Here is a 21,383-nt window from a genome sequence, read left to right on the forward strand (position 1 = left end):
GACTCGCGATTGATCATGCATTCCGCCGTGATGCCCGCTCACCGGTTGAACGTACGGTCGCTGCAGAGACGGTGACCGCTGGGGCGGGAGCATGAGAAAGTGAGGCGGTAGCAATCGCCTGTAGTCGGTCAGCGGCGAGTCGCGCCGCGCTGGCCTGGTGGATTCTGTCTTGTGCCTCGCGGAGGATCGCGAGGTTGTTCGCGATCATCGATACACGCAGTACCAGTTGCAGTGCTGCGGCGGTGTCGTCATCGTTGCTGAGTCGGCCTGCAGCCGAGATCAGTCGGGACATGGATAGAAGTTGACCCGCGACCGGGTGCCACTGGCTCAGGCGTCGACCATGCGGTTCCCGGACTGCTCTGTCGAAGGTTTCCGAGGTGTCGGTGAGGGGTCCGCCTCTGCGGCCCTCGAAGGCCCGCGCCGTCGACGCGAGGACGTCAGCAGCGGCGTAGGCGAGGGACGCGATGTCGTCTTCGCCGCCGGTTGGGTCCTCCGCGAGAAGACGGGCCCCGCGATCCGCCGCTGCCGTGGCCCGGCGGAAGGTGTCCCTCCGGTGTCGAGCTTCTGGGCGCCTCATCCCGGCGCGTGAGGTGGTGCCGGGAACCATGCCCCAGCGTTGTCGTAGCTGCGGGAGGGTGAGGTCTGGAGCAAGCCTGCCACCGCTGTACCAGACGGTGTCGCCGGAACTGGTGTGGTGGTCGGGGAGTCCGACGGCATAACCCGTGACCTCGTCTGGGTTGATCGTGCTGTGCCGCAGCCGCACGAGGACACCGGCGGATTGAAGCCGGCTGAGGAAGTCGTCCTCGTCAACGGCCGCCGCAGCGGCCGCACGTACCTCGCGGCGGAGCCTGTCGCGCGGGATTTCTGGGCGGCCCTGCCGGTGGCTCTTGTTCTGCTCTGCGGCGGTGGGCCGGCGGTGGCTGGTGTGGTCAACCGGGCCGACCTGGTGCAGCCTGTAGCGTTGTTCGAGGTCTCGGGCGGCCATTTGTGCCTTGAGGCGTTCGTTCCAGGCCCAGACGGTCTCGCCGTCCTGCCGGACGAGCGTGGCCACGATGTGGATGTGGTCGTCGGCGTGGCGGACGGCCACCCATCGCACGGCGTCCGGGTCGCCGTGCGGGGCGATGCCGACGGCGGCGACGATCTCGGCGGCGATGTGCGCCCATTGGCTGTCGCTGAGGACGCGGTCGGTGGTGTGGTTGCGGACGGAGGTGTGCCAGACGAACTTCTGGGGCGGGTTCCTGCCGGCCCGTACGGGCTGTTCGAGCAGGCGGGCCAGGGCCCGGATGTCGTGGCGCCCGGAGGCGTGGGTTGGGGGTTCCAGCGAAGGTAGCTGGCTGGGTCCGGACCACGCAGCGATGAGGTGGGGGTTGACGTGTTCCTCAGCCTTCCCTGGCCCGAACAGGTAGCGGAGCAGGCCGCCTACGTTCGTGCCGCGGGGATGGATGGCGGGGATCAGCGTAGCCGCCGGTCGATGTCGGCCACGAGGGCGTCGAGTCTGTCGAGTGCCTGCACGCACCGCTTGACGGCGTGGTCGAGCCAGACCGGCGCTTCGCCGGTGGCGTTGAGTGCTGCGGTGGCTTGGTTGAGGTTGGTGCCGGTGCGCGTGATGGCGGTCCGTGCAGCGAAGAGTTCCCGCTGCATGGCGGCGAGTTCTGCGCGGGTGACGCCGGTTCCGGCGATCAGGGCGCCGGGGGCGGTGGTGCTCCTGGCGGCGGCCAACGCGGCGTCGGCGCAGAAGCCGGTCGGGGTCAGTCCGGCGCGGTTCGCGGCGGTCACGACGTCGTTGTGCTCGGCCTCGTCGAGTCGGAGGTTGATCCGTTGCCGCCGGCCGGGGAACTGGTGACGCCGGTCGACGCCACGTGGGCTTGGCGTGCCGCTGGTCGCTGTTCGCGTACGGGTGTCCACCGTCGTCGCCTCCGCTTCGCCTGTTCCTGCGTCCGAACGTGCGACGGCGGGGTTATCGGCGACGCTACGGGTAGCGACTCCGCGCGACGTTGCATGCGGTTCCCGTTGCCGGTGACGGCGGAAGCAAGAGCCGCGACCGGAAGCACACGTGCCGGACCTGCCGGCTGCGGAAGCGGAACCAGTCGGAACCGCTTGGGCGCGAGGTGTGGCAACTCGCCCTCGAAGGCGGAAGCCTGCCGGAGTGTCGGCGTGGCCGCTGTCGGCGCGCGACGTGGTCGCGTTACCTTGTCCACTGACCCCGCTGGGTCAGTGCTCTTGTCGGTTGCCGGATGTGCCGACCGCGCTCGGTCGGCACATCCGGTGACCGGTACTACAACTTGCTTGCCCCTCCACGCACCCGGGCTCCGGACCGGGGCGAGGCAGCGTTGACTCGATTCACCGATAGGGCGGTGAGCGTTCATCATCTTGATCTTGGACCGCGCTCCTGGGCAGTTCGGTTGTCGGCCCAGAAGGCAGCGGGCCGATGGCGTCCTCGCTCCCCCCGTTCTTGCAGGCCAAGTAGGTCGGTGGCTGCCATTTCCGAGGCTAATGCGGTATCATTACAAGTGAAGGAGATCGAACCCCTTCCGGATAGAACCCAGACCCTCATGGAGGTTCACGTGCCCCCTAGCTCTTTGACTCCCGAGGAGCGCTTCAACGCCATCCGTCCGGTCCTGGTCGACGCTCGACACATGATCACGACTGCCATCGAAACCGTGCACCCGGCTGCCGCTGAGTGCCTTCCGATGCCCGAACTGGTCGTGCCGGACGTCAACGGCTTCGCTGTCGCCTCTTCCGCGCTGTATGCCAACCTCTTCACCGCCAATGGCAGTAGGGCTGCGGCCTGGGTTGCTGCGCGGTCCGCATGCGCGCACGGCTCGAAGGCTGCTGTGGCTGTCTACGAACTCTGCTACTCCTGGTACCAGCTCATCAACGCCGGCCGTTCGCGCATCGAGTCGGTGCCTGGTTGGACCAACCACATCGAAGGGCTGTTGGAGATGCTTCCGGGGCGTATCGCTCGGGTGTCCGGCCCATCGGCCGACGTCGAGCCTGGGGAGCTTCTGCCTTCCTCCGATCGCGGGAGGGGGAGCGACCTGCGCGATCAATTCGAGACTGCCGACGCCGGTGTCGTCAGCGGTGCCGCCGGGTTGCCGGCCGTCGGTGATCGCGTGATCTCGTGGTACGACGATGACCTGGTGGAGTACGGCGGGGGTGACGGTGGCCCTTGGACCACCCTGAGCTTCGCGTTGCTCGCCGGCGGTCTACCGGTTCGCAAGTGCGAGCCGGAGCGCGTCGCCCCCGCTGACACTCCGATTCCGGGCAAGGACGCACGGGTCTCCGTCGCCAGGCGCACCCGAGCGGAGATGCCTTATGGGGAGCCCGGGGTCTGGCAGCTCACGCTGCCGGGCGGCGGTGTTCCCACCTGGCATCGCACCAAGCGGGACGCCACGACGACCGGCCTGCGCCGGCTGGCGATCCTCGACTGGCACCGTGCGCGAGCTGAGGCCGCAACCGCCTCCGACGAGACCGTCGCGGACCAGCCCTGAAAACTTAATGCGGCATCATTGCAAGTAGTGAGGTGGGTGGGCGACGACCAGCGTCGCTTGCGGCGCGACGAGGAGAGGCCACGGGTACCCGGCCGCTCGGACCCGTGGCTCTCCTGCCGGCGAATCGCCTCGCCGGACTCGCGCCGACCCTGACTCTTCGACGTGTGGCCCTCGGGTGTCGCTACCACCCGGCGCACGTCGTCATCGACAACCGCCAGATTGATCGAAGGAAGCTCCGTGACTGCCCAAGGAAAGAAGACCACGGCCCGCTTGACGCGGGGCGACCGAATCCTCATCACCGACGACGCGACCAAGGCATCGACCCGTAACCCAGGCACCTGGCACCCGAGCCGGGTCAAGACCGGCGCGACCGCCGCGACCGTCCTCGACAAGCAGGCCCTCTCCGGCCGGCGCACCCGGTACAACGTCGTCACCGACACCGGCACGGTCCTGGACCTGTCCGGTGGACAGACGTTCCTGCTCGCCCCGCCGGCCCACTCACCTGAGCCGGCTGAGGCGGCAGCGGATGCCATGACCGGTGGCGAACAGCCCGGCGGTGCGCAGTGACCGGCCAGCAGCCGGGCGACGCCGGGGAGCCGGGCCTCGTGCCGGCTGAGAATCCCACGCCCACCCGGCAGTCCGTGACCTACATCATCCTGACCACGCTGCGCCCCGACTCCGGCCTGATCCTCGGAAGCGTGCGGGCGGTCGCCCAGGCGGAGATCTTTCGACGGCTGGGTGGCCCCAGCAGCCGTGACGCCCTGGTCGCTGCCTACGTCCGGCTGGCCGACGAACTGGTGCCGGTCGACGTGGAGACCATCGAGCTACCCGCTGTCGACGGGCTGGCCCGGTACCAGATTCGTACGTGGCTGGGACAGCAACTGATCAGTCAGTGCGAGCTGGAGACTCCGTTGCGCCGGAGGTGACAGCGCCGGCCCGCGCGGTCTCGTGACACGCGGGCCGGCCACCGGGGCTCCAGGCCGCTACAACCCGAGCCCGACGTACCGCCAGACGGTCCGCACCGGCCAGCGTAGCCGCTGCGGCTACCCGTAGCGCCGCTCGTCGCCACACCACCCCCCTTTCACCAACCGCCGCCGACGCGGTGGGCCAGCCGTGCCCGCTGCTCGTACATCCCTTGGAAGGACTTCACCGTGACGCTCTCTGCTCCCACGACGGCCACGGCCACGGCACCTCATGCCCTCGATGACGAGGAGTTCGAGGAGGAGCTACTCCGCGTCGACCCCGCGACCCTGGTCGTGGGCGCCAACGTGCGACTGGACCCCCGGTTGCGCAAGACCTACGTCGACAACGTCCGCCAGCGTGGCGTTCTGGAGCCGGTCATCGCCTACCGCGACGACAACGACCGCTTGGTGGTGCTGCGCGGGCAACGCCGGACCCTGGCCGCCGTGCAAGCCCAGCGCCCGTGGGTGCGGGTGATGGTCGTTCCGAAGCCGGACGAGGCCGATCGGCTGACCGACCAGGTGAACGAGAACGATCACCGGGAACCCCTCACCGTCGCTGAACGTGTGGCCGCGTACGACCAGCTCGCCCTGTGCGGTGTCCCGGCCGGGGAGATCGCCAAGCGGATGTCCACGAGCCGGCCCGTGGTCGACAAGGCGCTGTCGGTGGCTCGCAGCAAGCTCGCTCGGGGGGCGACGCAGCGGTGGGAGTTCCTCACCATCGACCAGGCCGCGGTGGTCGCGGAGTTCGAGGACGACGCGGAGGCGGTCAAGCGGCTCGTGGTCGCCGCTCAGCGCGGCGGGTTCGACCACGAGGCGCAGAAGTTGCGTGACGCTCGCGCGGAGGAGGCGGCGAAGGCCGAGACTGCCGCTGCCCTCGCTGCTGCCGGGATCAGTGTGGTTGACCGGCCGGCGTGGAACGACGAGAAGGTCAAGCGGCTGTCGGAGCTGAAGCACGGCGAGGAACAGCTCACCGAAGAGAACCACGCATCCTGCCCCGGGCACGCTGCCTTTCTCGACGACGAATGGGTCCACCCGGACGAGGGCGACGCCGACGAGGAGGAGGACCCGTGGGGCGATGACACGTCGACCGAGGCAGACGAGGACGCGCAGGAGCCGGAGCATGCTCGCCCGTACCGGATCTGGGTGCCTGAGTACGTGTGCACCGACTTCGCCGCGCACAGACACGCGTTGCGCTGGCGGGGGCACGACTCCGGCAGCGGGCGCAAGACCGTCGCGGAGATGACCGACGCCGAACGGGAGGAAGCCCGCGCCCAGCGCCGTGACGTGATCCAGTCCAACAAGGCGTGGGACAGCGCCGAGACGGTACGCCGGAACTGGCTGCGTACGTTCCTCGCTCGCAAGGCCGCGCCGAAGACGGCCGCCGGCTTCATCGCCGGCAGTCTCGCCCGTACCGACCACGCCGTCACGTCGGCGCTGACCGGGGGCAACCGGCTGGCCCATGACCTGCTCGGGCTGCCGGACCAGGCTCCCACGCTCGGCCGGCGAGCCCCGGCGATGGTCGAACTCGTCGGGAAGGCCAGCGACGAGCGCGCCCAGATGGTCGCGCTGGGCCTGCTGCTCGCCGCGTACGAGGAGGCGACGAGCCGCAACTCGTGGCGCACCGTCAGCGACAGCACCACCCGCTACCTGCGCTACCTCGAAGCCAACGGGTACGAGCTGTCCACGGTCGAGCTGCGGGCATGCGGTGAGTCACCGCTGCCGGCCACCGACACCAACCCCGCAACCCTCGCTGCCGACGAGGCATAGCCGACGCGATCTTCCGGCCGCCACCGGATGGCGGCGGCCGGAGGAACCGGCGACCAGCGACGCGCCAATGGTGCCCAGGTCGACCTGCCCAGGGCGGCGACCCGCCCGCTCACACCCCTCGAACAGATCCACGGGGACACCATGCTTGAACAGCTTTCCTTGTTCGACCCTGCCTTCTGCCAGCGGTGGCGGGGCGGGAACCACACCTGGCGGCCGGTGCACGAGGGCGGCTTCGATCACCGCCGCTACCGGCTGGAACCGGTGCCGGAGGCTGCGGCCCGCCGGTTCGTCGCCGAGCACCACTACAGCAGGAGCTTTCCCGCGTCCCGGATGTCCTTTGGGCTGTTCGAAGGCGACCACCTGGTCGGGGCGGTCGTGCTCGGCGTGCCGATGCACCCCGCCGTGCTGACCAAGCCGTTCCCCACCCTCGGCCCCGGCCGGGCTGCCGAGATCAGCCGCCTCGTCCTGCTCGATGAGGTGCCGTCCAACGCCGAAAGCTGGCTGCTGGGCCGGCTGTTCCGGCTCGCCGCCGATCAGGGCATTCGCGGGCTCGTCGCCTTCTCCGACCCGATGCCCCGGATCCTAGGCGGGGAAGTCCTCATGCCCGGCCACGTCGGGCACGTGTACCGCGTGACTCGCGGAAGGTACCTGGGGCGGGGGACCGCCAGGACCATCACGATCCTGCCGGACGGCACCGTACTGACAGCCCGAGCGGCGCAGAAGGTGCGTGCCGGGGAGCGCGGGGCTGGCGGCGTCCGGGCTCGGCTTGTGGCGTTGGGCGCCCGACCTCTGCCTGAGATGGTGGCCGAGTACGCGCGGGCCGGGGCGGACCTGGCCCCCGGCGAGTGGCTGGAACTCGCGCTCGCCCAGATCGGCGCTCGAAGGGTCCGTCATCGCGGCTGCCACCGCTTCGCCTGGCCGGTGGGGGACAGGGGCTGGCGCAGGCGCTGCCCGATCGGCCTGGTCGAACTGCCCTACCCGCTCGCCACCGACCCGGCGGTGACTCTGTGACCCCGCTGCGCACCGAAGCCGACCTGCTGCGCACCCTGGAACGTGGCTGCTACACCCTGCCCGAGCTGTACCGGCTGGCTGAGCAGGCGGGCCTGGCCGACCGGGCGGACGGCCGGCGGATCATCCAGGACGGGCAGGCCCAGTACAAGCGGCGGCTGCGCTCGGCGCTGCACGCCTTCAAGCGGCAGGGCCGCGCCCGGCCTGCGGATACCGGCAAAGCCGCCTGGCTGATCGAAGGCTCGACCACCCGGCCGCGCCGGGCACTGCTGATCTGGCTCCCCGCCGACCCGTCGCACGTCGAGCTGGTGCTCGGCGCGGCGGCCACCGTGCTGCGCGAGGCCGACGAGCCGATCGACCTCGTCATCGCGGACCCGCCGTGGGCGCTGGGCCGAGGTGACCACCGCTCTGCCTACCGGCGCACGTACGGCCGGAACCAGGACCAGGTGATGCCGGGATACGTGGACGTTGACCCGGCCGCGTACGCCGCGTTCACCTCGGAGTGGATCGGGGCGGCCAGCGCGGCGCTTCGCCTCGGCGGCTACCTCGCCGTCGTCACCGGCGCCCAGCAGGCAGCGCGGGTCCAGGTGACGGCCGAAGACGCCGGGCTCACCTACGTCAACTCAATCGCCGTCACGCGCAGCTTCGGTCTCTACACCCGGCGCCGATTCATCCACCAACACCATCGGGTGACGCTGCTGTGCAAGGGATCGCTCACCGACCCCGCCCGGGTGTTCCACCTTCCGCCGGAGATGCCCCGAGGCCGTACCGGGCAGATCTACGCCACGGACCTGTGGACCGACATCCCCGAGCAGCGCCGCCGGAACCTCCTGCGCTACGACAACTCGCTACACCCGGCGCTGGTGTCCCGGGTGATCCGGGCCACCACCGACCTCGACCATTTGGTCGCGGACCCGTTCCTCGGCTCGGGCACTACCGCCGTTGCAGCCCTTCAGGACGGGCGACGCTTCTATGGCGGGGACCTGAACGCGGAGAGCTTGCGCTTCACCATGGGGCGCATTCTTGCCGAGGTCGTGCCCGTCCTCCGGCCCGATACCGAGCAGCTCACGCTCTTCGACGCGCCGGCCGGGGCGCCGGCATGACCGTCGACACGATCCGCCGCGTCACCGTTCCAGCCTCCGGCTTGTCCCCGCGACGAGCTGCGAAACTGCTGGCGTTCCTGCGGAAGCAGAACCTGACGCAGTGGCCCCCACCACCATCAACGGCGCAGGAGCGTCGCGCCCGCTGGGACGCGCACGTGGCCCGGTTCGGCCTCGGCCCCGACCGGTTGGACACGCCCTGGGGGCCGGTCACTCCGTGGACGATCAGCGAGTTCCATCCCGACGCCGCGCGCCGCAGCACCTTCTACCTCGGAGTGGGGCATCCCAATCGGCTGAACGAATCACCTGTGCCGCTGTTCCTCTCGGCGACCACCTTGTCCAGGTACCGGCGGCGCGGCGACGACTTTCCGGTACGGATGAACGGGGCACCGTGGGCCGGCGACTCCGGCGCCTACGCCGCACTGATCCTGCGCGCCGACCCGGAGGGACACCCCTGGTTCGCGCACCCGGATGAGTACGGGGCCATGTGGACGCGCTTCCAGGAGGACGTGGGACCGCCCGATGTCGTCGGCATCCAGGACTGGCCCTGCGAACCGCAGTGCCTGCGCCGCACCGGAGCCACCGTGCGGGAGCACCAGGAAGCGACCCTGGCCAACTACCTCTACCTGGCCGAACAGTTCCCGCACGTCCCGTGGCTGCCGACGTTGCAGGGGTGGCATCCGTGGGAGTACGTCGAGCACCATCGCATGTACGAGGCCACGGGGGTGGACTTGGCCGGCATGCGTGTCGGCGTCGGCAGCCTGTGCCGGCGCGGCTCCCAGCGCGAGGTGGCCCGCGTCCTGGGTACCCTCGCGCCGCTCGGCATGCGGATGCACGGATTCGGCGTGAGCATCAACGCGCTACGGCTCGTCGGCCCGCTGCTGGCCAGCTCCGACAGCCAAGCCTGGTCAGCCACCGCCCGGAGAGAGCGCATCCGCCTGCCCGGTTGCACCCATCTGAGCCGTCCGGACCCGCTGACCGGCTGCCGAGTTCCCACCGACTGCCGTAACTGCTTCCGCTACGCCTTGGCCTACCGAGAGGAGGTGATGGACGCACTGCGGTACGCCGCACGCGCTACGCCCGGGCCGTCCACACCGCTGGTCGACCTGCCGTCAGTCCCGCCCCTGACGTCGCTGGGCGGCCGGCGTAGAACATCGCCCCGGCGCTCCCGTCCCCGGACTCCGCACCCCGACCAGCTCACGCTTTTCGATGATCCGGGCGGCAATACCGATTGAGTGCGGTATCATTACAAGCCATGTCGGGGCGGTGCTGCCGGTGCCCGACGTCAAGACCTCGGGAGAGACCTCATGACAACGCGCGTGACAAGCCACCTCGACGGGGCCGGCCGCCTCGGCGGTTGGCCCGGTGACCCGCTCGCTGCCGCCGACCTCGGTGAGGTGTGGCTGCACCTGCCGACCGGGGCCGCCGGCCTGATCGGCATCCGTCCCCACCACGACAACGGCCCGGTCCCGGCCCGCGGGTTCAGGTTGCTGGCGGCGACCACGCCGGTACCGCTGCCGGCCGGGCATCCCTTCGCCCGGCGGACGACGGCCGAGGTGGAAGCCGTGTTGTACGCGGAGGGCTGGCGCGTCATCAGCCGCGCCGACGCCGCCACCCGGCTTCGCGCCGCCGGGTACCGGCTCGGCACCCGCCGGGCCGCCGGGCACCTGCTCTACGCCGATGACGCCGACGACGCCGACGACACCACCTGGCGGGAGCACTGCTCCGGCTACTGCGTCAAGGCGTTCACCGCGCCGATCCACCCCCCGCCCGGCCAGCCGCCGGCGCGCTGAGCGGCGTCAACCGCTGCGTGCGGTCAGGACGACCCGCCGGTCCCGGCTGGGAGAGGAAATCCGGGCACCGTACACCAGACGGGTTACCCGTAGCGCTGCCGATAACCCGTAGCTCCCACGATGAGCCGGATGATCACCCACCGTTGGTGCTCCTTCCGGCCCGTAAACGCAGGCGGTCCCGGCCGGTGGAGGCAACCCACCGGCCGGGACCTTGATCGGACAACGGAGGTCCGACTGATGACAGACCTTACGGCCCCGATACCGCCGTTCCCTCGGCCCCGGATTCACCACCTGCCGCCAGGGTTGGTGCCGGCGCGCGGGGTGCTGGAAGGCCCGGTGGCGCGATGAGCACCGACCTGACCGACCTGGCCAGGGCCGACCGGCGGGTCGCCCGTGAGCTGGCGACCGCTGAGCGGGAACGGCTGGCCAGCGCGCAGCGGATCGCGGACGAGGACGCGGCGGTGCAGCGACGCCTGCGCGAGCAGGAAGGGCGGCTGCGCCTGGACGACCAGCGCGATCGGCAGAAAGCTGATCGCGCCGAGCGTCGCCGCAAGGAACGCGAGAACAAGCGCGAGGCGAGGCGCAAGCGGCGGCAGGCCCGCCGGCAGGACACGGCGGCGTGGTACGCGCGTCGCGTCGAGTACGTGCGGGCCAACGCCGCCTCGGTCTACTCCGGCGTGATCTACGGACTCGCTGTGGCTGGCGCCGTGTATGGGCAGGTCGACGCTGCCAGGATCAACGGTCTGCCCACGCCGATCGGCGTCGTGGCGGCGGTCGCCATCGAGGGCACGGGCCTGGCGATGGCCCTGACCGCACAGCAGCAGCGCCTCGCCGGGGAGCGGGCGCTCGCAGCGCGGGCGCTGATCTGGATCTGCACGGCGGCGGCGGTCGCGATCAACGCCATCGGCCACCACACCGACCCGGTCAAGGCGGTCGGGCTGTCGTTCCTTTCGGCGCTCGGCATCATCGTGTACGAGGTCCGCAGCGGAGCCAAGCACAGGCCGACGCTGCGCGACCGGGGCATGCTGCCGCCACCGCCGGAGCGGTTCGGATGGCGGCGGTGGCTGGTGTCCCCCCACTCGACCCTCACGGCTTGGCGGCTGGACGTGCTGGACCGGCTGAGCCCCGGCGCGGCTGCCCTGGTCGCTCGTGCCGATGCCGCTCGCCGTGAGCGCCGCCGGGTCGCCGCCGTCGAGCGCGACCGGGAACGGCGGGAGGCGCTCGCGGCAGGCGTGCGGAAGCAGGCGCGCACCGCCGCCCGCAACGCTGCCCGTGCCGGCGAAACCGGCAAGGCCCTGACGCTACTGCTGCACCTCGCCCAGACCGGCACCTCGGTACCGTCACTGGCGCTACCCGGGCCGGCGCGCAAAGAGTTGGAAGCGGCGCAGGAGGCTGCCCGCCTGGCCCGCGTGGCGCTGGCGGAAGCGGAAGCGCGGCTGGCCGCAGAAGCGACGCGGCGCGCTCAGGCGGAAGCGGAAACCCGGGCGGCTCGGCAGACGGCGGAAGCGGAAGCAGCGCGGCGAGCGGAAGCAGCCGAGGAGGCGCACCGAGCGACGCGGCGGGCGGAGCACGAAGCGGCCCTGCGGGCGGCGGCCGAGGAGGCAGCGGCGACTGCCCGAGCGGAAGCGGAGCAGGCGGCCCGAGGTCGGGGGCAGGCGGAAGCGGAAGTTCAGCAGTGGCGCCGGCGCGGCGAGCTGGCGGAAACGGAGGTCGCCAACTTCCGGCTCAAGGGCAGGGAGCAGGCGCGGGTACAGAAGGACCTGGAGGTGCGGGCGGCAACCGCTGAGCGTGCCCTCGCTGACGAACAGCAGCGCCGCGAGGCCGCGGAGGAGCAGCTTCGCGGGCTCATGGAGCGGATGTCGCCGCGCCGTCGCCGGACGACGTCGAACGCGCCAGCGGGCGAGCCGCTGATGTTCGACGGGCGGCCGGTACCGCAGGTCGACCGGGTCAGCCCGGCCACCGTGCTGGCGGTGCTCGAAGCGCACCGGGATCACCCGGACGCGAAGCAGCAGGAGTTGGCGACCTTGGTGGGCGTCACCGACCGGACGGTTCGGAGCGTGCTTTCTGCGGCATCGCGGAAAGAACTCGTCACCGCCGGCACCTGATCTGCAAGTCCCCGCACTTTGGCAACGCCTCCCGGTGTCAGTCCGGGAGGCGTTGCCCGTACTTACACCGAGCGCGGACCCCATCTCCTGCCCGCACAGCCCCGCTGGACCCATTGGATCAGCCGCCCGGCCAGGCCAGGGCCGAACCTCGCCGGGCTCCTGCGAATGCTTATCGCGCCTGCCCACGTTTGCAGAGGACGGTTCATGATGCGTACTGACGTGGTGCTTCCGGAAGCAGCGGAAGCAACCGGTGACGTCGCTGCCGGTACAGTGACCCTTACCCGCGACCGGAGCCGCCCGGCTGCGGCGAGCGGAAGCGGAAACGGCTGCCTGGCGGGCGACGCCGGGGCACATCGGGACGTGAACGCAGGGGGTTGCGTGGAGCTACGGGTGGTCAACGACCGCCTTTGTACGAACCGTCGCGGGGCCGCGGAGTACCTCAACCGGAGCCTGGAGACCATCAATCGGGTCGCCTCACCGAAGCATCGTCCTACCACCGGCTGGCGCGAGCCGGTCGACGTGGTGGACGGCCAGGAGTGGTACGCGCTTGAGGATCTCGACGTGTTCAACGCCTCATACTTCCAAGCCAAGCGGACCGCTCGCATGGCGAGGGTGCACCAGGTCAGCCTGGAGGGCGACCCGGACGAGCTGATCAACGCCAAGGAATTCCGCACCCTGATCCGAGTCACCCACGGAGCCTGGTCCAAGTACGTGGAGAAGAGCGTCCCGGCCTGGGAGGAGGACCGGGACGGCTACCTGATCAAGCCAGACCTGGAGGAGCCCGGCCGTCGCGGGACCATCCGCTCCTGGAAACGTCACCGGGTCGAAAGCTGGATCAACAACCGCACTGGTTCGGCGTCGAGCACCGGTCGACCGAAACAGGACGCGCAACCGGACGCCGGAGGATGAGCCCGAGCTGCCCGTAACACCGCGGCTGGCTGGGGTGCCGGGCCTCCTGGCCCGGCTTAGCTACGCCTAGCGCAGGACATCGCAGGGGGTAGCCCTGGCGCCACCCCGTCATCGGCACCGTCGCTGTTGTCGCAGACCCACAGGTCGGCACCAGACAGCAGCGGGAGGACTCACCGATGACGACCAGCACCGCGACCACACCGCAGTCCCAGGTCTGGACCGAACAGGCCGTGCGTGCCCTCGGTATGACCACCGACGTCGAGACCGCCGGGGAGATCCTCGGCATCGGCCGAACGAAGGCGTACGAGCTGGCCAAGACCAACGAGTTCCCGGTGAAGATCCTGCGCATCGGTCGCCGCTACCTCGTCAGCGTCCCGGCCCTGCTCAAGCTCCTCGGGGTTGACTAGCCGCGACCCGGATCACTCGATGATTATCCGAGTGCACGCCCGTGGCACCTTCGTAGGCGCCGCGATCCGCAGCGCGTACGCCGCCCGCACTGTGACCGACCCGGCACCCCAGTTGGTCGCCGCGTGGGCCGGTAGCGGCGAGCTGGCCGATCTGGAGCCAGCGCCCCGACCAGGCGGGTACGACACCACTCGCCTGGCCGCACTGCTCGCCGAACCGATGAGGGCAGGCGCCACCACGCCGACCCGGCCCGTCTGGCGATGCACCCTCGAACTCGACGCCACCGAACGGCGGCTCACTCACCAGGAGTGGGCCGCCGCCGTCAGGGATCTCCTCGACGAGGCTGGCCTGGCGCCCCACGGCGACCGCAACGCCGTGCGGTGGATCGCCGTAGCGCACGGACACGCACGGGTCGACGTCGTCGCCACTCTCGTGCGTTAGGACGGCCGGACCGAACCGGCCAGCGACGACCGGCACCGCTGCGCGCACGCCACCCGCAACCTGGAACACCCACTCGGATTCGCAACACCTCCGCCGGGACCAGATACCACCACGCCCGGCACTCCGCGCGCCGCTGCGACTCGCCGGGCCACGTCCCCCTCGGCCCATGAGCGGCTGCGCCGCCAGGTCCGCTCAGCAGCGGTCGTCGCCGCCGACGAAGACGACTTCGTCCACCGGCTACGGGCCGCCGGGTTGCGGGTGCGGCTCCGGCGCAGCCGCGCCGACAACAGCGTCACCGGCTACGCCGTCAGCCTCTCCGCCCTGCCCGGCAGGGACCATCCGCTGCCCTGGTTCGGCGGCGGTCAACTCGCCCCCGACCTGACCCTGACGCACCTGCGTGCCCGCTGGGCCCAGGCACCCCGACCGTCCGGGACCTCCACGCCCACGACGGCGGAGCAGCGGCAACACCTGTGGCAGGAAACGGCCGACGCGATCACCAACGCCGCCGACGACTTGGCCCGGCCAGCGCAACCGTTGTCCGCACAGATGGCCCATGCCGTAGCCGACACCCTGACCGCCACCGCGATTACCGTCCCGCAACCGCAGGCACACCGCCTGGCCGACGCCGCAGAACTTCTCCACCGCGCCATCGGTGGGCGGCGGCCAACCTTGCTCCCGGCTGCGGATGCCCGTGCGGTGCACCTTCGCTTCCTCGCCCGGCTGGTCGGGCTGATGGGACAACTCAGCAGCGACCGTACCGGCGCCACCGCGCTGCAACTCGTCTACCTGCTGGCCGGCTTCGCCGACAACCTCGCCGCTCTCCGGCAATCCCAGCAGCGCCGTAGCCAAGCTGCGGTGGCCTCCAATGCCGCCGCGCGCCTACACGCCTCGGCTGGCAGGCACGGTCGTCCGCCCGCGACACCGGCACCCGACCAGCCGCTACCCGTAGCCCCGCTACGGTCGGCCCGGCCGTCCGCCCATAGCCGCTCCCGGTAGCGCCGCCGACAACCCGTGCCCCTCAGCGTCGCCGATATGGAACCCGAGCATCACGATCCCTGGAGCGAGGGCAACCAGCGCGCGATGGAACGGCTCATGGCCCTCGGCGTACTCGTCGAGGCCGGGTCGCGGCTGGCCGCTGAGAACGCTCGCGCCAAAGCCAACCGAGCCGAACAGGAACTACGTGACCAGACACGCCGGGAACAGGACGAGCAGGAGGCGAACCGGAAAGCCGAGCGGCTCGCCGCAGCGGACGCCTCCCGACGCAAAAGGGAATGGGCCCGTCTCGCCGGGGACGAGGGCCGGCTACGCGGCTACCTTGCGGACCTGCCCTTCGTGGAGGTGGCGCGGCACTGGGGACAGGCGGCCCAGAACGCCGACCGCAATCCCACCGACGCCACCGTGCTGACCGCCGCCGAAGAGGAACTGCGCCGCCGCGCCCCGAGCCTGATCGACTTCTACCGCCGGGGCCGCGATGCCGGTCTGTCACGCCAGGACGCGATGGCGGACGCGGCCCGCTACGTCTGGTCCGGATCCGGCCCCGCCCGGCCACATGGGGGCCGGGCGCCCACCGCCGGCGTTCTCACCCAAGTTGGTGAAGAACTCGACCAGGAAATCACCCGGCTCGCCGGCACGCTGGACCCGGTTGGCCGGGCCCGACTGCTGCGCAACCTCGAAGACAGCGGCTGGTCCGCGCAGTCACTCGCTTACATCGAGACCCTCCTCGACCGGGCCGAGGCCGAGCAGCGCACCGCGGCCACCACCGCAGCCACCCCTGACGACCCCGCCACCGCGGTCAACGAACACCAGGCGGCTCGCGCCGCCGCCGCCGCGGCAACCGGCCGCGCCGGTGACCTCGCCGCGGATGCCAGCGCCCACGACGCGACCACGCCAGCGGCGGCACGGCTGACAGCCGAGTCCTTCGCCCTGCCCGCGCAGCGGGCACTCACCGCCCACCCGAGCGCCATGCCAGCCCGTACCCCGACCGCGCATCCCGCCCAGAGGAGGACCTGGTGACCAGCCGCCGTGACGAGGACCTGGCCGGAATGGTCGCCACCTTGCAGACCCAGGTCGCGGAACTCACTCAGCGGCTCGACGACCAGGCACCCGCTGCCACCGAGGCGCCAGCCGCCTTGAGGTTTCCCACCGTCGAAGCCTGGGTCACCGGCTTGTTCCTCCCGATGTTCGCGTGGCGCGTCGACGGGCAACGCTGGCACTGGTGCCCGCAGTGGTGGCGCCACGCAGAGGCCATCTGGCGCCTCGAACTGCTCTGGCGCTCCTGGGAAGTCAGCCGCCTCGCCCCGACCGGCATGTCCGGCTGGTCGGTCGAGGTCGATCGACACATCCACGAACTACTCGGCGACAGTGGACCCTTCAAACAGTGCAGGGCCGCCGACGAAGACCGCGCTGCCCGCCACATCGACCTGCCGTCAGCGACCGCCGACTCCGCCCCCGACGGGTGGTGGGACTGATGACCGCCCCGATCCGAGCGGTCGCGTTCGGCGGCGGCGTCCAGTCGACGGCGCTGCTGGTCCTCGCTGCCACCGGAAAGATTAACTTTCCCACATTCCTCTTCGCCAACACCGGTCGCGACTCGGAGGACCCAGCAACTCTGGAGTACCTCCAGCGGTACGCCAAGCCGTACGCGGCGGCGCACGGCATCGAGCTTCACGAGCTGCACCGCACACGCCGCGACGGCACCGTCGAGACCCTGTGGGGCCGACTCACCCGCGAAGGGTCCCGAAGCCTGCCCATCCCGGTTCGCATGTCGAACGGCGCACCCGGCACCAGATCGTGTACCGCGGACTTCAAGATCAAGGTCATCGGAAAGTGGTTGAAGCAGCACGGCGCGAGCCGTGACAGGCCTGCGACGGTGGGCATCGGCATCAGCCTGGACGAGATCGAACGGGTCAACAGACGCCAGGCGATGCCGTACGAGATCCCGGTGTACCCCCTGCTTGACCACGATCCTCCACTACGCCGCCACGACTGCGCGGGCATCATCGCCAGGGCGAAACTCCCGGTTCCACCCAAGTCCGCGTGCTGGTTCTGCCCTCTCAAGACGCCCCGAGGCTGGGGCGAGATGCGGCGCGATCGGCCGAGCCTCTTCCACTCGGCCTGCGACCTGGAAACTCTCCTGAACGCGCGGCGGAGCACGCTCGGCAGAGATCCGGTCTGGCTGACGCGGTACAACCGCCCTCTCGCCGAAGCGATCCCCGAAGCGCAGCAAACCCTGCCAGGGCTCGACCTTGAACCTGGCGACGGCCTCTGTGATAACAGCTCTTGCTTCACCTGACCAGTGCCGACAACTGCTCGGTACGAGCATCCGAGGGCGGACGCGACGCGCCTCGGTCGGTTATCCACAGGGCTTCGCTGCCGTTGTGGACAGAGTTCTGGGCCGTGGAAAGGATGCGGGAATGGACTACATCACCGCGCTGCAGCAGGCCATCACTCTTCTGAAGGAACGGGGAATTGCCGACGAGACGGAGGCGCAAGCCGGCCTGCGACTGGCCAGTCTGGCCCTCGACTCTCCGGATGTGCCCTCCCAGCAGTGGGCACTGCTCGGGTTCGAGTTGCTCACCGCGCTCGCCGAGCTGTACCCCGAACCGGCACCGATCGCCGTCACCGTCACCACGGCGCGGTCCTCGATCACGTCCACCACAACGCAACGGACCCTCATCCGCCTCGTCTCCGTGCTGGGGGACGGCTACGACCAGGCGAGTCAGCAGCCGGAGGTGTCGGCCCAGCGCCGCTTCGCCTACGCCGCGACAGCCGAGCGATTGAACGCTGCGGTGCGAGGTCTGGTGTGACGTACGGAAACTGGCTGTCGCGGGCGCACGACGAGCTCACCCGCGCGCAAGCACGCCTACCGTCCGATCCGGCGGTCACCCTCGACGACGTCGGAGCGACCGTCGTGGCCCGGCAGCGGGTCTATGCCCGGCTGGCCAAGCTCGTGGAGTTGGTCGTCGGCGGCCAACCGGCTCGTGCCGACATCGACCGCGGAACCGTCGATGTCGCTCTGCGGATGCAGGCGGGGGACCACGCGACACGGCTCTACCTGGGACTCACCGCCGCGGCTCGCAGCGACCGGCAGGCTGCCCCCGCCACGGCCCCGATCTGCCGGGTCGGGCGCCATCTGGAGTCGGCGGCGGAGGCGATCGCGGTGGCCGGGGAGATCCTGGCCGGTCACGCGCCGCCGGTCCGGGAGCCGCTGACGGCGGAGGGCGTGGCGATTCGTGCCGGTGCCGGGCGAAAAGCCGGCTTGGCCGACATCGCCGTACTGACCACCGACATGCTGGCCGTCGACGCAGGGCTACCTGAGTGGCTGTCCGGCAGCCATCGACTCGCGTACGGCGCTTTCGAGACGGTGGCGGACGAGGCCCGCTGGACCAGCAACGGCTACCTGACCGAGGTCGTGCACCAGCTGATCTCGGACGCCGGCGACGCTCCATCACTGCTGCACCTGCTGGAACCGCCGCCACCGGTCCCGGCAGGTCGCCGGGCGATCAGCGATGGCGTGTCGGCGCTGCGCTCGATGGTCGCGGCGCGAGACTGGATGCACCGCAACCCCGGCGAGGTGCGCGTCATGCACCTGGCCAAAGCGACCCAAGCGGCACTCGCGGTCAGCGCACTCGCCTCACCCGGCGCTGTTGGAGCGGACTGGCGATCGTGGAGCGCAGCGGCCCACGCGGCCGGTCAGCTACACGGCACGCCTCCACACGGTCCGGCAGCAGCCCAGACAGCGCGTGAGCTTGATCTGGTGACAGGATGGGTCCGTCCCGGGCCACCGCGACCAGGCCATGTCACCAGCCGTGGGTCCCGACTCGAAGCGATCGACAAGCTGGCGGCGGTGCTCCCGTCACTGTCGGAGGTTCTGCGTGTGGCAACCCAGACGGCCGCTCGAAACCGCCACTTCTTCGTTCTCGGCCGCCGGCAACTCGAACGCGTGCCCAGGTCGCTCGTATACCACGCTGTCGCCCGATGGTGCGTTGCGCAGCCAGACGACGAGCAGGTCTACCGGTTGAGGTCAGCGCTCGCCGCTGTGGGCGCCTCCGCACTGACATCGACGCCGTCGCAGCTACCCCGCGCGGCACCACGCCTGGCGAAACTCGCCTTTGCGGCGGTCGCCCACACGGCACCGAGCCAGCAGGCGAAAGGCCCGATTGACCGGGCTGCACGGGAGGCCCTGCCACGTCCGAGCCGCCACGATCACTCGCACCGGTGAGACCATGTTGCCGGACAGGTTGGTGTGACGTTCCGCTCGCCTCAGTGGTCCGAGTCCACCCGTTGCGTTTCGGCAACCCACCAACCACCGTGCACACATACTGTCCTGCCTGCTGTCAGGTCTGCGTCCACACGAAACGCGACCGCAGCCGCTCCAACAACTCGGCCCGCAACCGCGTGCACCCCGACCAGCCGCTATGCTAACAGCCGCAGCCACCATCGATCATGTTGTCTTCAAACACATGACCATCAGGGCGGCTGCACCCACTCACCTGCGGATGTCCACCCTGGTCAGGCAGCTAATGGCAGCTGCCGTACCAGTCAACTTGGCCTAGCCTGACGAGCTGCTGACGGGCCGGCGCTGGCGAAGGAGTTGCCAGGTGAGCCAGGCAACGAAAGCCGCACCGATGGCACTAGCCGTCGCGGTGCTCCAAAATGGAGCGACTCCCCGGGTGGTGACAGTCCAGAGAATCGTGGTGGCCAGCCAGCCCAATGTGCCGCCGAAGAGACCGGCAGCGAGGAGATCCGCCCACTGGTAGGGGTCCCGGTGCGTTACCATCCCGCTCCAGCGGACGACAAGGAAAGGGAGCGCGAAGGCGGCGGCGCTGAGAGTGCCAATAAGTGGACCTTTGGCCCGATCGTCGATCGGAGCCGTGTACTGAAAAGACTGGATGGCGGCGAGGGCCATCAGCAGTGCGCCAAGGAGTGAGGTCTGCATCAGCGTGACCCGCTCGCGGCGACGTTCCATGGCTATGGTGATCGCGGAGACCGCAGCGGTGTGGACGGCTTCGATGCGGCGGTTGACGGCTTCGAGGAAGACAACCTCGCGTTCGAGTGTGTCGACAAACCGGGATAGTTCCATGTCGTCGTCGGCGAACATGCCGCTGGGCTCGCTGAGCTGGTGACGACGTGCGTTGCCCCGAAGCGTACGCACGGTCTCAGCCATTTCCAGGATTCGGGTTACTCGCCAGACCAGGCCGGGTTTGGCCAGCTGGTCTAGTCTCATTCGCTCATCAGCGGCGACAAGGGCAGCGGTATCCAGTCCGTGCCGGCCTTCGCGGCCGAGTTCACGCAGGAGAATTCCGCTGGCTTCGTCGGTATCGGCGACCAGCTTCGCGGCGGGACGAAGGGCGCGGTAGATGCTGAGCTGGCGCCCCGCACGGTGGAGGTTGAGGCAGTAACGGGTGAACGGCATGAGGCCCTGTCTACCGTCCGTGGCCCAGGCCCAGGCGTCAACCAGGTCCTCGGCGGATTCCGGTGCGGCGAGGGCATACACCTGTGTAGGGCCCAGCGCCGGCGTGAAGCGCCAGAGGGTTGCGCCACCTGGACCGCTTCCTTCTTGGGAGACGTGTTCGAGGCCACCGAAAACGCTGGAAATCTGTCTGCTCGTGGCTCCTATCCGGTCGACGCCATTGGGGTCCGAGCTAAGTCCGACCAGAACCGCCGTGGTGCCGAGCAGGTCTGTGTGGGGCTGGGCGAGAGCAGACCAACTGTCGGCGAGGTCATTCCAGCCCTCGAAGCCGTCGCGGTCAGCGGAGACGGCGGCGATCAAACCGGCCACGCCATGCTCGGTGAACACAAACATCGACCTGGTCCGTCCTGGGGTGCCGCGCCGAGCCGAGGCCACCACCCGAAACCCGCCGCCGTCCGTGGCAAGGTCAGGAAGGTGCGCTGGGGCAGACTCACCGAGGCTCGGCTCGGTAATCGCACCCAGTGTGCGTGCCGCCGACCACAGTTCGCTCAATCGGTGCCAGCCACGCCGCGTCGCCTCGGGTGTCCCGTCGAGCGCGACGAAAGCGTAGAGCAGGAGAGCGGGCTTAGTGATCATCGTTAGGCGGGACGCCAGCGAGCCACGCTCGCACAGCCGTGTCTACATCATGTATTAGGTCGACCACGTCGTCGGGAGGGTCGTCCACTGGCGGCGTGCCGGGCTCGGCTCGGACCCTTACGGACAACAGATCGTCGAACGCGCCTGCGGCCCGCAGCACGTCCTGGTTGGACCCATCGTCGAGTGTCGATCGAAGCTTGGTCAGTGCCGCCGCAACTTCGCGCCACTCGGCGGCGGTCAGCCGAGCCCGCAGTACCCGGGCCGCTAAGCCCGATAGATCGTCGACATCCTCGCGGTGCAGGGGCGTCTTGGTCACCAACAAACCGTACAGTGATTACTCCCTCACCCGACAGG

General features: G+C 70.0%; 22 protein-coding genes. 18 read left to right on the plus strand and 4 right to left on the minus strand.

What is annotated here, in order from left to right; translation table 11 throughout:
* Positions 1-13 precede the first annotated feature (13 nt).
* Positions 14-1,516: a relaxase/mobilization nuclease domain-containing protein gene (locus ACFHWY_RS12330; protein ID WP_416580292.1), complete on the minus strand. Its 1,503-nt coding sequence runs from the start codon at positions 1,514-1,516 to the stop codon at positions 14-16.
* Positions 1,453-1,905 (minus strand): hypothetical protein, encoded by a 453-nt coding sequence (locus ACFHWY_RS12335; protein WP_416580293.1) that lies wholly within the window; start codon positions 1,903-1,905, stop codon positions 1,453-1,455. The genes ACFHWY_RS12330 and ACFHWY_RS12335 overlap by 64 nt, the downstream gene beginning before the upstream one ends.
* Positions 1,906-2,510: 605 nt before the next feature.
* Here ACFHWY_RS12335 and ACFHWY_RS12340 point away from each other — a divergent pair.
* The 18 genes from ACFHWY_RS12340 to ACFHWY_RS12425 all read left to right on the plus strand — a co-directional run bounded on the left by ACFHWY_RS12340 (position 2,511) and on the right by ACFHWY_RS12425 (position 19,202).
* On the plus strand, positions 2,511-3,491 hold the full coding sequence (locus ACFHWY_RS12340) for a hypothetical protein (RefSeq protein WP_416580294.1): 981 nt from the start codon (positions 2,511-2,513) through the stop codon (positions 3,489-3,491).
* Between the two features lie 237 nt (positions 3,492-3,728).
* Positions 3,729-4,058 (plus strand): hypothetical protein, encoded by a 330-nt coding sequence (locus ACFHWY_RS12345; RefSeq protein WP_416580295.1) that lies wholly within the window; start codon positions 3,729-3,731, stop codon positions 4,056-4,058.
* Positions 4,055-4,417: a hypothetical protein gene (locus tag ACFHWY_RS12350; RefSeq protein WP_416580296.1), complete on the plus strand. Its 363-nt coding sequence runs from the start codon at positions 4,055-4,057 to the stop codon at positions 4,415-4,417. Before ACFHWY_RS12345 ends, ACFHWY_RS12350 begins: the two co-directional genes overlap by 4 nt.
* A gap of 225 nt (positions 4,418-4,642) precedes the next feature.
* Positions 4,643-6,220, plus strand: a complete 1,578-nt coding sequence (locus ACFHWY_RS12355; RefSeq protein WP_416580297.1) for a ParB/RepB/Spo0J family partition protein — start codon at positions 4,643-4,645, stop codon at positions 6,218-6,220.
* A 141-nt stretch (positions 6,221-6,361) separates the two neighbouring features.
* On the plus strand, positions 6,362-7,231 hold the full coding sequence (locus ACFHWY_RS12360; RefSeq protein ID WP_416580298.1) for a hypothetical protein: 870 nt from the start codon (positions 6,362-6,364) through the stop codon (positions 7,229-7,231).
* Positions 7,228-8,331, plus strand: a complete 1,104-nt coding sequence (locus tag ACFHWY_RS12365; RefSeq protein ID WP_416580299.1) for a DNA-methyltransferase — start codon at positions 7,228-7,230, stop codon at positions 8,329-8,331. Before ACFHWY_RS12360 ends, ACFHWY_RS12365 begins: the two co-directional genes overlap by 4 nt.
* A complete protein-coding gene (locus tag ACFHWY_RS12370) occupies positions 8,328-9,563 on the plus strand; it encodes a hypothetical protein (protein WP_416580300.1) in 1,236 nt (411 codons plus the stop codon). The genes ACFHWY_RS12365 and ACFHWY_RS12370 overlap by 4 nt, the downstream gene beginning before the upstream one ends.
* Before the next feature lie 72 nt (positions 9,564-9,635).
* A complete protein-coding gene (locus ACFHWY_RS12375) occupies positions 9,636-10,121 on the plus strand; it encodes a hypothetical protein (RefSeq protein WP_416580301.1) in 486 nt (161 codons plus the stop codon).
* Positions 10,122-10,465: 344 nt separating this feature from the next.
* The gene (locus ACFHWY_RS12380; RefSeq protein WP_416580302.1) at positions 10,466-12,226 is read left to right on the plus strand and encodes a DUF2637 domain-containing protein; all 1,761 of its coding nucleotides are present in this window, start codon (positions 10,466-10,468) and stop codon (positions 12,224-12,226) included.
* A gap of 390 nt (positions 12,227-12,616) precedes the next feature.
* Complete coding sequence (locus ACFHWY_RS12385; RefSeq protein ID WP_416580303.1) at positions 12,617-13,135, plus strand: hypothetical protein; 519 nt, start codon at positions 12,617-12,619, stop codon at positions 13,133-13,135.
* A 176-nt stretch (positions 13,136-13,311) separates the two neighbouring features.
* Positions 13,312-13,542: a helix-turn-helix domain-containing protein gene (locus tag ACFHWY_RS12390; RefSeq protein WP_018790599.1), complete on the plus strand. Its 231-nt coding sequence runs from the start codon at positions 13,312-13,314 to the stop codon at positions 13,540-13,542.
* Between the two features lie 19 nt (positions 13,543-13,561).
* Positions 13,562-13,981, plus strand: a complete 420-nt coding sequence (locus ACFHWY_RS12395; protein WP_416580304.1) for a hypothetical protein — start codon at positions 13,562-13,564, stop codon at positions 13,979-13,981.
* Positions 13,982-14,233: 252 nt separating this feature from the next.
* The gene (locus tag ACFHWY_RS12400; RefSeq protein WP_416580305.1) at positions 14,234-14,977 is read left to right on the plus strand and encodes a hypothetical protein; all 744 of its coding nucleotides are present in this window, start codon (positions 14,234-14,236) and stop codon (positions 14,975-14,977) included.
* 36 nt (positions 14,978-15,013) lie between these two features.
* Positions 15,014-15,994: a hypothetical protein gene (locus ACFHWY_RS12405; protein ID WP_416580306.1), complete on the plus strand. Its 981-nt coding sequence runs from the start codon at positions 15,014-15,016 to the stop codon at positions 15,992-15,994.
* On the plus strand, positions 15,991-16,449 hold the full coding sequence (locus ACFHWY_RS12410) for a DUF4913 domain-containing protein (RefSeq protein ID WP_416580307.1): 459 nt from the start codon (positions 15,991-15,993) through the stop codon (positions 16,447-16,449). Before ACFHWY_RS12405 ends, ACFHWY_RS12410 begins: the two co-directional genes overlap by 4 nt.
* Positions 16,449-17,273 carry a phosphoadenosine phosphosulfate reductase gene (locus ACFHWY_RS12415; RefSeq protein WP_416580308.1) on the plus strand — a complete coding sequence of 275 codons (825 nt, stop codon included), beginning with the start codon at positions 16,449-16,451 and terminating at the stop codon, positions 17,271-17,273. Before ACFHWY_RS12410 ends, ACFHWY_RS12415 begins: the two co-directional genes overlap by 1 nt.
* 121 nt (positions 17,274-17,394) lie before the next feature.
* Positions 17,395-17,787, plus strand: coding sequence for a hypothetical protein (locus tag ACFHWY_RS12420; protein WP_416580309.1), 393 nt, complete (start codon positions 17,395-17,397; stop codon positions 17,785-17,787).
* Entirely contained in the window at positions 17,784-19,202 is a 1,419-nt protein-coding gene (locus ACFHWY_RS12425) for a hypothetical protein (protein ID WP_416580310.1), read from the plus strand. Before ACFHWY_RS12420 ends, ACFHWY_RS12425 begins: the two co-directional genes overlap by 4 nt.
* Before the next feature lie 330 nt (positions 19,203-19,532).
* Here the strand turns inward: ACFHWY_RS12425 and ACFHWY_RS12430 are convergent, their stop codons facing one another.
* A complete protein-coding gene (locus ACFHWY_RS12430; RefSeq protein ID WP_416580311.1) occupies positions 19,533-21,029 on the minus strand; it encodes a CATRA conflict system CASPASE/TPR repeat-associated protein in 1,497 nt (498 codons plus the stop codon).
* A complete protein-coding gene (locus ACFHWY_RS12435) occupies positions 21,019-21,345 on the minus strand; it encodes a CATRA system-associated protein (RefSeq protein WP_327039565.1) in 327 nt (108 codons plus the stop codon). The genes ACFHWY_RS12430 and ACFHWY_RS12435 overlap by 11 nt, the downstream gene beginning before the upstream one ends.
* Positions 21,346-21,383: the final 38 nt, after the last annotated feature.

Source organism: Micromonospora sp. LOL_024, assembly GCF_048060415.1.
Classification (GTDB): Bacteria; Actinomycetota; Actinomycetes; order Mycobacteriales; family Micromonosporaceae; genus Micromonospora.